Here is a 14,505-nt window from a genome sequence, read left to right on the forward strand (position 1 = left end):
TGCCCGCGGAGGGGCGTGAACCGCGGGACGGGGCCTTGTAGCGTGGGGCGCGGTCAACCCCCGAAAGGTTCTTCTGTTGGACAGCACGCCCCGCCCCGAAAACTCCGACCCCGCGGCCGCGCGCTATCCGGGCCAAGGAAAGCTGGCCGAGGGGAGCGCCCGGTATTCGCGCAGGCGCGTGCCGCGGTGGCTCCTGATTGCCGGTGCGTCCGTGGCTGTGCTCCTGGTGGCTGCTGTGGTGTTCGGAGGCTACTGGGCGTTCCGGCTGCAGTCGAACATCAAGTCGTCGGCGTTGGGGGCCGGCGGTCAGCGGTCCGAAGGCCCGGTGGATGATCGGACGGACAGGCTCCAGGTCCTGATCCTGGGCACTGACACCCGGGACGGGAAGAACGCTGCGTACGGGACGGCGGACCAGTCCTCCGGCTACGGGCAGTCGGACGTCATGATGCTGCTGGACATCTCGGCCAACAACCAGGACGTCAATGTCATCAGCTTCCCGCGCGACCTCCTGGTGGACGTGCCGTCCTGCGAGGACCAGGACACGGACCGGCGGTATGCGGCGCGCCCCGGGGCAATGATCAACAGCGCCATGGCCGAGGCGGGAATCGGTTGCGCCGTGGACACCGTCAATGAGGTGACCGGCTTCGAGATCGACCACTTCATGATGGCCGACTTCAACTCGGTGAAGGAGCTCTCCAACGCTGTGGGCGGCGTGGACGTCTGCGTGGACGCGGCGGTGTTCGACCCCGATTCCGGGCTGCGCCTGCCGGAGGGGACCTCGAGCGTGCAGGGGGACCAGGCGCTGGCGTTCCTGCGGACCCGGTATGCGTTCGCTGATGGCGGGGACCTGGGCCGGATCCAGGCGCAGCAGGCTTTCCTGGGGTCGCTGACCCGCAAGCTCAAGGATGAAGGGACGCTGCGGAACCCGCAGAAGGTCCTGGGCATCGCCGATACCGTCACCCGCAATCTCACCGTTGATGAAGGCCTCGCCTCGATTCCGGCCCTGCTGACCATCGCGGACCGGCTCAAGAACATTGACCCGGCCAGGGTGAACTTCATTACCGTGCCCACCGTTCCCGCCGCGGACCCCAACCGCCTGCAGCTGTCCCAACCGGCGGCGCGCAACCTGTTCGCCGCGCTGCAACAGAGCGCGGACCTTGCCGGACCCGCGCCTGCCCCTTCGGAGGCTCCGCCGGCAGAGGCGCCGTCGCCCGGTTACGACAAGGGGCTGCAGCCGGTGCTCATTGCCAACGGCACCACCGTTCCGGGCCGCAGCCACGACCTCATCCCCATCCTCACCGAGGCGGGGTTCACCAACCTCAGCCGGATCGAGGCGCAGCCGGCCGATGAGACCACCATCTACTACGGGCCTGAGTTCGACGACGTAGCCGCGGACGTGGCTGCACTCTTCGGGCTGCCCGCCTCCAAGGTCCAGGCGGACCCTTCTGTATACGGAGTGCAGCTCTACCTGGGCATCGACTTCACGTCCGGCACCAAGCCTTCCGTTGCCGCACCCAGCGCCCGGGACGTGGTGACGCAGACCGCCGAGGACCAGAAGTGCCAGGCTGTCCGGTAATTGGTGCTGTGAGGCTGCTGGGTTTTCCCCGTGAGTGCCTGGTTAGGGTCTAGGACCCTTTGGGTGCTGTGTCCTGAAATTCAGAGTTGGAGCCTAATCTGCCTTCTTTTATGTGGGTGCCCTGACGTCAGGTTGGAGTGTGGTCTATTTAGTGATCGAGACGTCACTGGTTTGGACACTAAGGCTGTCGCGCTCGAGGGCGGCTCCCTCCATGTCCACGTTTGGAAGGAGGCGGTCCAGCCATTGTGGCACCCACCAGGCGGCGGGGCCAAGGAGGTGCATGAGGGCTGGCATGAGGAGCATCCGCACGATGAAGGCGTCGATGAGCACACCGAAGGCGAGGCCGAACCCGAGGGAGCGGACAATCGTCGAATCGGAGAAGATGAACCCGCCAAAGACCGACACCATGATGAGTGCGGCAGCGATCACCACCGAGCGTCCGGCTCGGAGGCCCTGCGCGACGGCGAGTCGTGCGGGTGATCCATGGACGTAGGCCTCCCGCATGCCTGAGGCGAGGAAGAGTTGGTAGTCCATCGCCAGGCCGAACAGGATCCCTACCAGGAGCACGGGGAGGAAGCTCAAAATCGGTCCGGTATTGTGCAGCCCGATGAGCGATGCGCCCCATCCGAATTGGAAGACGGAAACGAGCAGCCCGTAGGTGGCGAAGAGCGACAGGACGAATCCGCCGGTTGCGATGAAGGGGACGAGGAGTGAGCGGAAAACGATGATCATGATGACTAGAGACAGCCCGACCACGACGAAGAGATAAAGCGGAAGTACGTTGGCGAGTGCTTCCGAGATATCGATATTAATCGCTGCTTGTCCGGCGACGCCGAGGGTGATGTCGTCGCCGACCGGCGGCAGGGCACGGATGTCTTGAACGAGTTTCTCGGTGGAGGCGCTGTTGGGTCCCCCGTTAGGCTTGACCTGAAACGCGAGCAGGCGCTTGTCACCTGAGGTCGCGACGGGGACGACTGCCGCTACTGACGCTTGGTTGTGTAGGGTCTGGGCGATATCGACCTGAGTTTGCAGGATGTCGTCGCCGCTGAGTCCTGCTGGGACGGTGGCGACAACAAGGAGCGGACTGTTGGCACCTGCCCCGAACTCCTGGTTGACGATCTCATAGGAACGGAAGCTGGTAGAGGCGGCAGGCTCGCTCGATCCATCGGGCAGTCCCAAGCGCATCGAAAGAGCAGGTATTGCGATCACCAGCAGCAACGCGACCGACGCCACCGCCGTGATAATCCCGCGGACCGTCGGCGTGGGTTTCACAGCCTTGACGTTGTGGCGGTCACTGATCGTTGCCCGCTTCTTCTTGCGCAGTATTCGTGTCCCTGCCAGGCCGAGAATGGCCGGGGCAAGCGTGATGGCGACGAGTACTGCTACGGCGACGCACACCGCGCCGACGGTACCCATCAGGCCGAGGAAGGGTATGCCGGTGACATTCAGCGCAAGCAACGCGACGATCACCGTCGATCCTGCGAAGACGACCGCTGTTCCCGAGGTGCCCGTTGCGAGTCCGATCGATTCATGGACCGGCGCGCCGGCGAGAAGCTGTTTGCGGTGGCGGTTGACGATGAAGAGGGAGTAGTCGATTCCCACGGCCAGGCCCAGCATCACGCCGAGCACCGGGGTGACGGAGGACATGTCGACCAGCCCAGAGAATGCGAGGCATGCCGTGACACCAATGCCAACACCAAGGATTGCGGTGATGATGGGCAGCGAGGCGCCGATCAGTGAGCCGAGCATGACGATCAAGACGACCGCGGCGAACACGAGGCCGAGGGCTTCGCCGACGCCGAAGATCTCGGGGACGTCCTGGGCGATGTCGGCGCTGAAGTTGACGCTGGTTCCCTCGACGGGGGCGTTCCGGAAGTGGGATATGGTGCCTTGTTTGACCTCGTTGGAAAGGTCGAGGCGCGGCTCGGTAAACGAAACGTTCACGATCGCGGCGGAACCGTCGTCTGAGACGACGTCGATGCCGCGGGCCAGGCCCAGCAGAGTCGATCCCAACTGCGCCTGCTTTTCACCAGCCTCAAGCTGCTTTCTACTGGCGTCGATCCTGGTTTGCTGCTCACGGAGCACCTTGGTTTGCGCGTCGAGCGCCGACTGCTGCGCGGCGAGGGTGGCGAGCTGCTCGGCGGGGGCGCCAGCGGCTTCGGCCCGCGCCCGGGCAGCGGTCAATTGCTGTTGGCTCGAGTCGAGCTGTGCGATGCCGGCGTCCAGCTGCGCCTGGCCGGTATCGATTTGCGCGCGTCCCTTTGTGATCTGATCCTTCGCGTCAGCAAGCTTCTGGGCCTGGTCAGCCCGCTGCTGCACGGCTGCAAAGGGGTCAACAACCCTTGCGACGCCGTCAAGGTCCGCCGCGCCGGCCGCGACGTCGGATATTGCCGTTTTCTGCGCATCCGTGAGTGGGGTTCCGCCGTTAGTCTGATAGACCACCGTGCCGGTACCGCCAGCGGTGTCCGGCAGCTTCTCGGCCAGTTGGCTGATCACCGCTCCCGAGGCTGTGTCCGGGATATCGAAGCTGTTGCTCAGGGACCCGCCCAAGGCCAGGAACGCCCACACGGCTAGACCGAGGAGCGCAACCCAAGACATGATCACCGCCCAGGCTCTGCGCACAGCAAACGATCCGACTTGAAAGAGGAAAGTGGCCACGACGTTCACAATACGCTACGTCTCGTCTAGCGGATACATCTAAGCTGGAGAAATGAAAGCACACCGTGCCGGTCCCGTCCGCAGCGCTGCGGCCCGTGAGGCAATTCTGGCCGCAACAGCCCGCCTGTTCCATTCCGTCGGCTATGAGCACCTCACTATCGAGGGTGTGGCCCGCGAGGCTGGCGTTGGGAAGCAAACCATCTACCGGTGGTGGCCGACGCGCGGTGCCCTGATCGCAGAAACTCTTACCGACGGGCGTTTGTTCCCCTTGGATTTCGGTGTGCCCGATACAGGCGACGTTGTAGCCGACGTGGAAACGTGGCTCGAAGAAGTTCTGGCCGTCCTTGAAACCCCAGGCGGAGGAGCACTGCTGAGATCACTGGTCGCGGCCAGCGCGGAAGATCCTGCCGTCGGCGATCACCTAAGCGCCGCCTTCGGCGTAGATCGCTTCCTTACCGACCGCCTTGCCTCCGCCGCCCGCGACGGACAACTGCCGCAGGAAGCTCCTATCGAACAACTCGGGCACGCCATTCTCGGCGCCGTCATCTCCACCTCGCTCGGGCGCGCACCCGCCCCCCGCGAACTAATCAGATACCTCTTCCGCACCGCTTAGAGAACGAGCTGGCCAGACCCAGGCACCCGCCGGTGAGCAGCCTTTCCCTGTGACCGGGGCGGCACGCAGGAGTCGACGCTCCTGACATCGTCCTGCAAGCCGGCCTCACCAAAGCCACAGGCCGGGAAATCGGCTTAAGCCCTAGATCTCACCGCTCGGCCTGCAAGCCACGTCCTCCCATGTCAGGCGCCCTGATAACAGGCTGGGGTGTACTCGATATCTACAGGGCTCCTTACAACTCTACGACTCCGAAGGAATGGGCGAGATCGATAGTCGCTTCCGAGTATCCGGCCCTATTCTGTCTACTCAGGTAGCTGTCGTGCGGGATGGCGGATTCGTGTGTTCAGGTGCTCGCAACCATTTTTCCTGTGAGCTGTTGGGGTTCGACGTAGACCAAGAACCCTTCTGCTTTCTCATAGATGCGGCGTGACTGTCTGCTGTCGGAGGTAACCCAGATGGCGGACCCGTCGGGCATGGCCTCGTCGACAATCCCCGCGCGGATGATCTGCCCGTTGTGGCGGACCTCGACGGGCGCGCCGATCAGGTCTTCCCAGTGGGTGTGTTTGTGTTTCGTCACGTGGTTTGGCTTTCTTCCTTTAAGGCTGGGCGGCCGCCACCGGTGACGGTGGCGGCCAACCGGGTTTAGTGGCTGACAGTGGCTTGAGGCGGTTTTGGCTGCCGTTCGACGGCTTCCTGTAGGGGGGATTTAGATGTGGGTCTGCGACATCTGATCCCTGGGTGGATGGGCCGCCGATGTCATGTCCAGCGGTCAATGGAGGATGTGGAAGAAGACTGGAGCTCCACTGTCGGGCGAATCCGTCTTTGCCGAAGGCGCCCTGCCTTCATTCCTTTGAGAGTCGAGAGTCGAGAGTCGAAAGCGATTAGGCGTTGCAGCGGGGCATGAATGCGGGGCGGGCGGCTTCGTGCCGGGCGATCGCTTCCAGGTGGCGTTCGGTGAGGCTGATGTCGTCGTAGCCCATCGTGAGCCTCCATTTTACGTATGGGTCGATGTCAAACGGGATGACGGTATCAGCTGTGGTGATTGTCTGGTTTGGAAGGTCCACGGACAGTTTGGTTGCCGGTTCCTGTTCGAGCAGGTTCCACAAGTATTCGACGTCGTGTTCGGTCACCTGAGCGGTCAGCAGGCCTGCTTTGCCGGAGTTGCCGCGAAAGATGTCGGCGAACCGGGAGGAAATGATGACACGGAAGCCGTAGTCGAGAAGTCCCCAGACTGCGTGTTCCCGCGAGGATCCGATGCCGAAGTCGCTGCCGGCGACGAGGATGGATCCGTCTTGGTACGGCGTGGTGTTGAGGATGAAGTCCGGGTCTTTGCGCCATTCTGCGAAGAGGGCGTCGTCGAAGCCGGCGCGGCTGATGCGCTTCAGGAAGCGTGAGGGGATGATTTGGTCGGTGTCGATGTTGTTGCGGCGCAGGGGGACGCCGGTTCCGGTGTGGGTGGTGAATTGTTGCATGTCTTGTCCTTCTAGTTCAGGTCGGCGGGGGTGGAGATGGTTCCGCGGATAGCCGTTGCCGCTGCCACTGCAGGGGAGACCAGGTGGGTGCGCGCGCCTTGGCCCTGCCGTCCTTCAAAATTGCGGTTGGATGTTGAAGCGCAGCGTTCTCCTGCCCCGACTTGGTCGGGGTTCATGCCCAGGCACATGGAACAGCCGGCAAAGCGCCATTCAGCCCCGGCGGTCTTGAAGACTTCGTCGAGGCCTTCTTCCTCAGCCTGGGCCTTGACCTTCATTGATCCTGGCACCACGAGCATGCGCATTCCGGTTTTGACCTTGCGGCCTTGGAGTATTTGGGCTGCGATGCGCAGGTCCTCGATCCGCCCGTTGGTGCAGGAGCCAAGGAAGACGGTGTCGACTTCAACGGATTTCATCGGTGTTCCGGCTTTTAGGCCCATGTATTCCAGTGCCCGTTCGGCAGCGGCCTTATCGCGTTCGTCATCGAATTCCTCGGGGAAGGGGATGCTGCCGGAGATGGGCACGCCTTGTCCGGGGTTGGTTCCCCATGTGACGAATGGGGTGATGGTTGCAGCGTTGAGGGTGACTTCGGCGTCGAAGACTGCGTCATCGTCAGTGGCAAGGGAAAGCCAGTAGTCGGCTGCGGTGTCCCAGTCCTGGCCCTGGGGTGCCCGGGGCCGGCCTTTCAGGTAGTCCAGGGTTACTTGGTCCGGGGCGATGAGCCCGGCCCGGGCTCCGGCCTCGATGGACATGTTGCACATGGTCATCCGTGCTTCCATGGACATTTTTTCGACGGCAGGGCCGCGGTACTCCAGCACGTAGCCTTGCCCCCCGCCCGTGCCGATCTGGGCGATCAGTGCGAGGATCACGTCTTTGGAGCTGGTGCCTTGGGGCAGGTCCCCTTCAATGGTGACGGCCATCGTCTTGAAGGTTTGCGCCGGCAAAGTCTGGGTGGCCAGAACGTGTTCGGCTTCGCTCGTGCCGATGCCAAAGGCAAGGGCGCCGAAAGCCCCATGGGTGGATGTGTGGGAATCACCGCACACAATCGTCATGCCCGGCTGGGTCAGTCCGAGCTGGGGTCCAACGACGTGGACAATGCCTTGCTCTATCCCGCCCATGTGGAACAGTTCAATTCCGAAATCGGTGCAGTTGCGGCGCAGGGCCTGGACCTGCAGTGCGGAAAGCGGATCGGCGATGGGGCGATCGACGCCGATTGTGGGCACGTTGTGGTCCTCCATGCCCAGGGTCAACTCCGGCCGGCGGACAGAACGGCCCGCGGTGCGGAGTCCATCGAAAGCCTGCGGGCTGGTGACCTCGTTAATGAGGTGGAGATCGATGTACAGGAGGTCGGGCTCACCGGCCTGTTGGTGGACGACGTGACGGTTCCAGATTTTTTCGGCAAGGGTGTATCCCATGTGATGTCTCCTTTTCGCGTGCCACCGGTCAGCCGTAGCTGGCCGGTGGCATCCTGAATTGTGTGTGCTGGGTGGTATCTGCGGGCTAGAGCCAGCCGGGGACCAGGATGGTCAGCCAGGCCACGCCTGGCCCGGCGGCGACGACGATGCCGGCGTAAATCAGCATCTGGCGGTAGAACTTGTCCCGGTCGGCTTCATCAACGTTCGCCAGGACCAGGGCGCCGTTGGTGGAGAACGGGCTGACGTCCACTACTGTCGCGGCGATGGCCAGGGCGATCACGAATCCGATTGGATCGATGGCTCCGGAGTGCAGGAAGGGCACGGCGAGGGCAAGAGCAACGCTGATGATGCCTACCGAGGAGGCCATGGCTGAGGTGATCCCGGCCAAATAGCACAGCAGCAGGGCCGCTACGAGCGGGATGCCGATCGCGGCGATGCCGGAGCTGACGTAATCGATGGTGCCGGCGGTTTGCAGGACATTGACATAGGTCAGTACGCCGGCAATGAGGATGACCGTGGGCCAGCTGACCTTTGTCATGGCTTCCTTGGCGGACTTTGGCGAGACGATGGCGAGCACTGAGGCGATCGTCAGCGACAGGATGCCGACGTCGAGGCCGAAACCGGCGGTGCCAATGGCCAGGGCGGCCAGTCCGGCCAGGGTCAGCTTTTGGAAGGGAGTCGCCCGGTGGCTGGCGGTGGGCTCAGGGAGGGGTGTGGTGAGCAGAGCGGTGCCGCCCGGCTGGGGGTTGGTCCCATCGGAGGTCACGGTTCCGCGTGCAGGTGCCGGCGGCTGCGGTGAACCGCTTGCCGGGGTTCCCCCGGACCGGGAACCGTCCGCGCCAATTTGGATGCCTTTGAGCTGGCGTCCGCCCATGGTGATGTAGACGATCGCGGCGATGAGAAGGTTGAAGGCCAGGGGCACGAGGAACAGCGCAAGGGGGTCAACGGGCAGTCCCTCTCTTTCGAGGTAGCCATTGATGAAAGCTCCGTAGACGCTGATCGGCGAAAACGCTCCCGCCAGGGCGCCGTGGACGACCATCATGCCCATCATGAGCTGATTGATGCGGTAGCGGCGGGCGAATGGAATGGCCAGCGGGGCCACCACTGCGACGGCGAAGAGTGCTCCCACGGACACCAGGAGGGCGGAGAGTGCGAAGAAGATCCATGGCGCTGCGGCAACTTTGCCCCTGACAGCCTTCAGGCTCCATTGCACCAGCAGGTCGATGCTTCCGTTTTGCTGAGCGAAGCCGAATAGGTAGGTCAGGCCCATCAGGACCAGGAAAAGTTCGCCGGGGAATCCGGCGACGACCTCGTCGGTGGTCATGCCGGCGAATCCGACGCCGACACCAAAGGCGGCGACAAAAGCCAGTACGCCCATATTCACCGACCGGACCGTGGCCACAAGGAAGAGAAGGGCCAGGACGATGATCGAGATTAGTTCAGGGGTCATTAGTTGTTTCCCTTAGAAATAAACGGGAGTGGGATGCAAGGATGCGTTTCCCACCACGGCGGTGTGGTGATGTCGTGCCGGATTCCCAGCACCCGGCTTTCGGGCTGTTGTTGCGTGACACGCTGGGAATCCGGCCGACGTTTGGGGTCTTCCTGACCATAAGGGCGCAGGAAGAGGGAGCGGCATCCACCGGGCGATGGACCGCCTTCTTTCGGTAATGGCAAGTCTTTTGATGTTCTGTGGTGCCGGGCCGCCGGAGATGAGGTTCCGGGATCTGTCGCTGTTCCCTTAGCGGGTGCCGGTTGCGCAGAATCTTTGTTCCATCAGGCGGATCCTTTGGAATTGATCCGGTGCCACCCTGATTTCATAGCCGGAACCTTTGTCTATGAGCATCCTGTTCCAGGGGCCTTCCTGGGCCAGCCACAGCATGGTTCCATCGGCTGTGGCTGCGTCGACGTACCCGTCCCTGACGACGGCACCATCATGGAGAACTTCGACGATTGCCCCTTGGAGCTTGGACCAGTCGTGGTACGGATAGGTTCTGAGCGGGCCGACATGCGGCAGTTCTGTCATGACGGGCCCCCTGATGAACCTTTTCCGGCCGTGGCGTTGGTCGTCGGCCTTCCGTTGACTTCCTGGAAGCCGGCTTTGATGGACGGGTTGGGCTTGGCGGTCAGCTGTCGGGGCCGATCGAGACCATAGAATTGCTGCATGGCTGCCGAGAATATGCAGGGACCCGCACCGCTTCTGGTTTTAGCGAAGATCAGTGACATTCTGGATTCCTTTTCGTTGGCCCGGCCTGAGCTGACGCTGGCTCAGATCCGGGAGTCAACTGGTCTTCCCACGTCGACTGTTCAGCGGTTGGTGGGGAACCTGGTTGCTCAGGGCTTCATTGACAGGGTTGATGACAAGTACAGGGTCGGCGTGAAGATGTCCTACTGGGCCGCCCCGGCAACGCACGGGGTCGAGCTCATTGAGATCATCAAGCCGGTCCTTCAGGAGTTGCGGGACAGGTTGGGGGAGACCGTCTGCTTTTTCCAGACGTCCATGGAGTACAGGGTGTGCGTCTCCATGGCGGAAACGCGGCATATGCTTCGGCGTGATATGGCTGTGGGGCGGATTCTGCCCTTGCATGCCGGGTCGGCGGGCCGGGTTCTTCTGGCCTGGGACCCTGAGGTGGCCGACAGGGTTCTGTCTACCCGGTTGAACCAGCTCACGGAAAGCACCATCACCGACACGGAGTCGCTGAAGGCTGCGATTAATCAGACGCGTGCGGACGGGTACGCGCTGACGACAGGGGAACGCGAGTCGGGTGCGAGCGGGTTGTCCGCCCCTGTTTTCAACCCGCAGGCGGACCTGGTCGGTGCATTGACGATCATGGGTCCCACTCTCCGGATGCCGCTGGAGGTGTGTGAGCAGTGGGTGGAGGATCTGCTGGAGGGAGCAGAGCGGATTACCCGGATGATCGGCGGGCGCCTGCCGTCGACAGGCGCCCTTCCTGCCGCCCGGAAGCTCAGCTCGGCATAACCCATTGGAAGGCCGACGCTTTCGAGCGGGCCCCAAGGGCTGACTTGGACCTGTTGTCCTCGTGCAGTTCGCGGGTGATTGATTCGCCCAGCCGGACAAGGTCAGCGAAGTTTTTCGGATTCAACCAGTCCGGGCGAAGGCCGAAGAGCAGGTCTTCTGTGGAGGTGTTTCCCGAGGCGCCCGGGGCGAACGGGCAGCCGCCCAGCCCTCCCAGTGCACCGTCGATGGTCGAAGCTCCGGCGTCCAGGGCGGCGATCGCGTTGGCGACTCCCATGCCCCATGTGTCGTGTCCGTGGAACACTACTCCGAGGCCAGGGGCAGCGGCCCGTACTTTGCCTATCAGGTCACCGACTTGCTCCGGGACTGCGTGCCCGAGAGTGTCGCAGATGACGACATCGCTGACACCGTCAGCCCTGGGGTCTTCCACGAGCTTCAAGACCCGGGCCGGGTCGATGTCGCCTTCGAAGGGGCAGGTGAACGAGGTGGCGAGGCACAACTGCAGGGCCACATCTGCTGCGCGGGCGTACTCCAACGCCTGAGGCAGAGCTGCCATGCTCGCCTCTGTGGTCCGGCCGATGTTGGCTTGGTTGTGGGCGTCGGAGACACTGAGGCAGTACTGCATGTTCACCGCTCCGGCAGCTGCCGCTTTCTCGACATGGCGCGGGGTGGCCACCCATATCCAGCACTTCTCCAGTTCTTCGGGAGTCAGGGCACTGATCAGTTCCAGAGTGTTGGCCATCGGTGGCACCAGGTCGGGTCGTGCCATGGAACCAATTTCTATTGCCGGCACGCCCGCGGCCAGCAGCGACCGGACAATCTCCGCTTTACGTTCCGTGGAGAGCATTCCCCCGGTGAGTTGTAGCCCGTCGCGCAGGGTCACGTCCCTGAGCTGAAAATCAATTGTCGTGTTCATACCGTTTCCATTTCCATTTTGACTATCAGCGCTTCGGCCTGCTCGGCGGTTTTTCCCAGTACCCGTTCAAGGACGTCTTTGGTGTCCGCTCCGAGGTCCGGGCCGAGGTTCCTGATCGGTAGAGATTGTCCACCGATGACTGGGATGACTCCGGGGAACGCGACATTGGAGACGGTTTCCTCACCCGTTGAGACGTCAAACCGTTGGATCATGTTCCGTGCCGCGTACTGCTCATCGGAGACGATGTCGGCGGCGGTGTAGATGGGACCGGCAGGGACACCTGCGGCGTCAAGAGCGGCAAGAGCTTCCTTGGTGGTCAGGTGTCGTGTCCACTCCCCTATGGCGGCGTCGAGCTCGTCCCGCCGCTCCCAGCGGTCGGCGTTGCTCTGCAGCCCCGGATCGTTGCCGAGGTCCGGTCGGCCGATGACGTCCATGTAGCGCTTGAAAATACCATCGCCGTTGCCGGCGACGACGATGCTGCCGTCCAGGCACAGGTAGGCGTTCGAGGGGGCGATTCCTTCCATGCGTCCACCGGTGCGCTGGCGTTTGATGCCAAAGGCCGTGTGGTCGGGAATCAGGGACTCCGTGACCGAGAGCATTGCCTCGTTCAGGGCGACGTCCATCATCCGGTGGGTCAGAGGAATAGGAGTCTTCCCGCGCTTGACCTCACGCTCGAACAAGGACATGACGGACCCGAATGCCGCGTAGAGGCCCGCGATCGTGTCGCCGATGGAAACCCCGACCCTCACTGGGGGACGGTCGGGGTCGCCAACGAGTTCACGGAAGCCGCCGAAGGCTTCGGCGACCGCGGCGAATCCTGGACGTGACGCCATGGGTCCTGTCTGGCCGAATGCCGAGATCCTGGTGAGGATCAGGTCAGGATTGGCTTCATTCAGCACCTCCGGCCCCAGGCCCCACTTTTCCAAGGTGCCGGGGCGGAAGTTTTCCAGCACGATGTCGGAGGCTGCGGCGAGTTCCAGGACCAGCTGACGTCCTTCCTCGGTCCGCAGGTCGATAACAACGGATTTCTTGTTCCGGTTTATGGTTCGGTAAAGCATCGACGTGTCGCCGGCGTAGAGCCGCCAGTTTCGGAGTTCATCCCCGGTACGGGGGCGTTCGACCTTGATGACTTCTGCCCCGAAGTCGGCCAGCATGCGCCCGGCTGTGGGGGCGGCGATGTAGTTACCCAGTTCCAGAACGCGGACACCCTGAAGCGGGGCCACGGCGGTGTTGATAGTCATTGGTGGTCTTCCTTCTTAGATGAAGATGCTGAGGACGAGGGTGAACCCCAGGGCGATAACGGATGCCACGGAGACGCCCAAGGTGCAGCTCTTCAGTGTTCCGCGGGTTGTCTGGCCGAGCATCGACTGCAGCAGCCAGAAGGTGTTGGACGTGACGTGAACGACGAACATTGATCCTGCCCCTGCGGCCAGCGCCAGCAGGACTGGGTTGATGCCCAGCGCGGGGGCGATGGGGGCAAGCAGACCGGCAGCTGTGATGGCTGAAATTGATACTGAGCCAACGGCGATGTGCAAGACGGCAGCAATCACCCAGACCACCAGGAGCGGGGCGGCCGATGATGCCGAGAAGTACTTGCCGAGGATGTCTCCCATTCCGCTTGTTGCCACCATTGCGGCAAGTGAACCGCCGGCGCCGGTGAGGATCAGGATCTGTCCGGATTCTTTGAAGCCGTTGGCAACGGCAGCCTCCACCCGCTTCGTGCCGATAGTCAGCCGCGCTACGAGGCTCGTTCCCAGAAGACCGATCAGCAGGGCCACCACAGGCGTCGACAGGAAGCCTGCGATCTCGTTGGTGATGCCAGCCATTTTGAGGAAGGCGCCGGAAGCGATCAGCACGAGGGAAAGGAGCATGGGACCGAACATGAGAAGCAGTCCCGGTTCACGCGGGGTCTTCGGTCCCGGGGTACGGACGTCGTGAGGCAGCAGGCCGACACGGCTGTATGTTGGGCCGGACGCCGGAGCGGCGCCCGGGGTAGCCGCCGTTGTTGACTGGCTGTGTTCCGGGGATCCGCTGTGATCGTGCGCGTGCGCGTGGACGACCATCCCGTCGCTGTCCTCAAGGGCGGGGGATTCCTCCACAGCCTGTTCCTCATCGGTCTCGGGCTTCCACAGTCCCCGGTGGATGAAGAAGTTCATGATCATGATCGAGACGATGATCGTGGGGATGATGACGATCAGGCCGAAGATGAGCATTTCGCCCAGGGGCACCTGCAGGAGGCCCGCCAGCGCCACGGTGGCAACTCCCGGGACCATGAGGACGATCCCGCATTCGAGGCTGATCGCCATCGCGGTCGCCATTTTCGCAGTGCCGAACTTGCCCAGCTTCGGGGCGATCCGGCGTGCCAGGGGTGCGCTCATTACCAGGAGAACGTCCAGGAAGATCGACTGCAGCAGTGTTCCGATGGTCAGGCCAAGCGCGTAGGGCACTCCCTTGGGCCCGAAGACACGCAGCAGCTTGTCAACCAGTTTGGCGATGGCACCCATTTCATTAAGGATGGCGCCCATCAGGACGCCCCAGGCGATGAGCAGGCCAACCTTGGTCATGATGTCACCGAATCCCGACATCGCAGTCTTCGTAGTCTCGGCCGCCCCCAAACCGGTCAGCAGGCCCAGCGCCAAAGCACCAATAACCAGCGACATTGCCGGATTAAGGCGGAAGCGAAGGATCATCACGACGATCCCGACGATCACCGCCCCGGTGATGCCAAGTATTTGCCAATCTTCCATGAAAAATCCTCCATTGGATCCATGCTCAAAGTCGTAATGTGAATCACACACCTACAATCTGAGCACAAACCCACCATGTGAGTCAATCGCTGGGTATGCGGTGGCTGTTTGTGAAGGGGTGGGTGGTTGGATGGTCA

Annotated in this window: 12 protein-coding genes; 3 read left to right on the forward strand and 9 right to left on the reverse strand. The window is 62.7% G+C overall.

Translation table 11 applies throughout. The features are described 5' to 3' along the window. Nucleotides 1-76 precede the first annotated feature (76 nt). On the forward strand, nucleotides 77-1,576 hold the full coding sequence (locus tag ACFV4R_RS03090; RefSeq protein WP_377200986.1) for an LCP family protein: 1,500 nt from the start codon (nucleotides 77-79) through the stop codon (nucleotides 1,574-1,576). A gap of 144 nt (nucleotides 1,577-1,720) precedes the next feature. On the opposite strand, the gene ACFV4R_RS03095 is transcribed toward ACFV4R_RS03090, so the two are convergent. Next, complete coding sequence (locus tag ACFV4R_RS03095; protein WP_377200987.1) at nucleotides 1,721-4,234, reverse strand: MMPL family transporter; 2,514 nt, start codon at nucleotides 4,232-4,234, stop codon at nucleotides 1,721-1,723. Between the two features lie 52 nt (nucleotides 4,235-4,286). On the opposite strand from ACFV4R_RS03095, the gene ACFV4R_RS03100 reads away from it, so the two are divergent. Then, on the forward strand, nucleotides 4,287-4,847 hold the full coding sequence (locus ACFV4R_RS03100) for a TetR/AcrR family transcriptional regulator (protein ID WP_377200988.1): 561 nt from the start codon (nucleotides 4,287-4,289) through the stop codon (nucleotides 4,845-4,847). 343 nt (nucleotides 4,848-5,190) lie between these two features. Here the strand turns inward: ACFV4R_RS03100 and ACFV4R_RS03105 are convergent, their stop codons facing one another. The 5 genes from ACFV4R_RS03105 to ACFV4R_RS03125 all read right to left on the reverse strand — a co-directional run bounded on the left by ACFV4R_RS03105 (nucleotide 5,191) and on the right by ACFV4R_RS03125 (nucleotide 9,754). Beyond that, entirely contained in the window at nucleotides 5,191-5,424 is a 234-nt protein-coding gene (locus ACFV4R_RS03105; RefSeq protein WP_377200989.1) for a hypothetical protein, read from the reverse strand. Between the two features lie 304 nt (nucleotides 5,425-5,728). Continuing rightward, nucleotides 5,729-6,319, reverse strand: a complete 591-nt coding sequence (gene leuD, locus ACFV4R_RS03110) for a 3-isopropylmalate dehydratase small subunit (RefSeq protein WP_377200990.1) — start codon at nucleotides 6,317-6,319, stop codon at nucleotides 5,729-5,731. A gap of 11 nt (nucleotides 6,320-6,330) precedes the next feature. Continuing rightward, nucleotides 6,331-7,731, reverse strand: a complete 1,401-nt coding sequence (gene leuC / locus ACFV4R_RS03115) for a 3-isopropylmalate dehydratase large subunit (protein ID WP_377200991.1) — start codon at nucleotides 7,729-7,731, stop codon at nucleotides 6,331-6,333. An 85-nt stretch (nucleotides 7,732-7,816) separates the two neighbouring features. Continuing rightward, nucleotides 7,817-9,181 (reverse strand): SLC13 family permease, encoded by a 1,365-nt coding sequence (locus ACFV4R_RS03120; RefSeq protein WP_377200992.1) that lies wholly within the window; start codon nucleotides 9,179-9,181, stop codon nucleotides 7,817-7,819. A 288-nt stretch (nucleotides 9,182-9,469) separates the two neighbouring features. Further along, entirely contained in the window at nucleotides 9,470-9,754 is a 285-nt protein-coding gene (locus ACFV4R_RS03125) for a hypothetical protein (RefSeq protein ID WP_377200993.1), read from the reverse strand. A 138-nt stretch (nucleotides 9,755-9,892) separates the two neighbouring features. Between ACFV4R_RS03125 and ACFV4R_RS03130 the strand changes: the two genes are divergently transcribed. After that, nucleotides 9,893-10,708 carry an IclR family transcriptional regulator gene (locus ACFV4R_RS03130; protein WP_377200994.1) on the forward strand — a complete coding sequence of 272 codons (816 nt, stop codon included), beginning with the start codon at nucleotides 9,893-9,895 and terminating at the stop codon, nucleotides 10,706-10,708. Here the strand turns inward: ACFV4R_RS03130 and ACFV4R_RS03135 are convergent. The 3 genes from ACFV4R_RS03135 to ACFV4R_RS03145 are packed head-to-tail and all read right to left on the reverse strand — an operon-like array spanning nucleotide 10,695 to nucleotide 14,368. Then, the gene (locus ACFV4R_RS03135; RefSeq protein WP_377200995.1) at nucleotides 10,695-11,621 is read right to left on the reverse strand and encodes a hydroxymethylglutaryl-CoA lyase; all 927 of its coding nucleotides are present in this window, start codon (nucleotides 11,619-11,621) and stop codon (nucleotides 10,695-10,697) included. The two genes, ACFV4R_RS03130 and ACFV4R_RS03135, sit on opposite strands and share 14 nt — an antisense overlap. After that, on the reverse strand, nucleotides 11,618-12,862 hold the full coding sequence (locus tag ACFV4R_RS03140; RefSeq protein ID WP_377200996.1) for a CaiB/BaiF CoA transferase family protein: 1,245 nt from the start codon (nucleotides 12,860-12,862) through the stop codon (nucleotides 11,618-11,620). The genes ACFV4R_RS03135 and ACFV4R_RS03140 overlap by 4 nt, the downstream gene beginning before the upstream one ends. A 15-nt stretch (nucleotides 12,863-12,877) precedes the next feature. Continuing rightward, nucleotides 12,878-14,368, reverse strand: a complete 1,491-nt coding sequence (locus tag ACFV4R_RS03145) for a GntP family permease (RefSeq protein WP_377200997.1) — start codon at nucleotides 14,366-14,368, stop codon at nucleotides 12,878-12,880. Nucleotides 14,369-14,505: the final 137 nt, after the last annotated feature.

The sequence above is a fragment of the Pseudarthrobacter sp. NPDC059871 genome (assembly GCF_042731175.1).
In the GTDB taxonomy this organism is placed as follows: Bacteria; Actinomycetota; Actinomycetes; order Actinomycetales; family Micrococcaceae; genus Arthrobacter.

Coding starts and splice junctions, on each gene's coding strand:
- ACFV4R_RS03135 (WP_377200995.1), bottom strand. CDS start 11,621: ATGAACACGACAATTGATTTTCAGCTCAGGGACGTGACCCTGCGCGAC.
- ACFV4R_RS03145 (WP_377200997.1), bottom strand. CDS start 14,368: ATGGAAGATTGGCAAATACTTGGCATCACCGGGGCGGTGATCGTCGGG.
- ACFV4R_RS03100 (WP_377200988.1), top strand. CDS start 4,287: ATGAAAGCACACCGTGCCGGTCCCGTCCGCAGCGCTGCGGCCCGTGAG.
- leuC (WP_377200991.1), bottom strand. CDS start 7,731: ATGGGATACACCCTTGCCGAAAAAATCTGGAACCGTCACGTCGTCCAC.
- ACFV4R_RS03130 (WP_377200994.1), top strand. CDS start 9,893: ATGGCTGCCGAGAATATGCAGGGACCCGCACCGCTTCTGGTTTTAGCG.
- ACFV4R_RS03120 (WP_377200992.1), bottom strand. CDS start 9,181: ATGACCCCTGAACTAATCTCGATCATCGTCCTGGCCCTTCTCTTCCTT.
- leuD (WP_377200990.1), bottom strand. CDS start 6,319: ATGCAACAATTCACCACCCACACCGGAACCGGCGTCCCCCTGCGCCGC.
- ACFV4R_RS03140 (WP_377200996.1), bottom strand. CDS start 12,862: ATGACTATCAACACCGCCGTGGCCCCGCTTCAGGGTGTCCGCGTTCTG.
- ACFV4R_RS03125 (WP_377200993.1), bottom strand. CDS start 9,754: ATGACAGAACTGCCGCATGTCGGCCCGCTCAGAACCTATCCGTACCAC.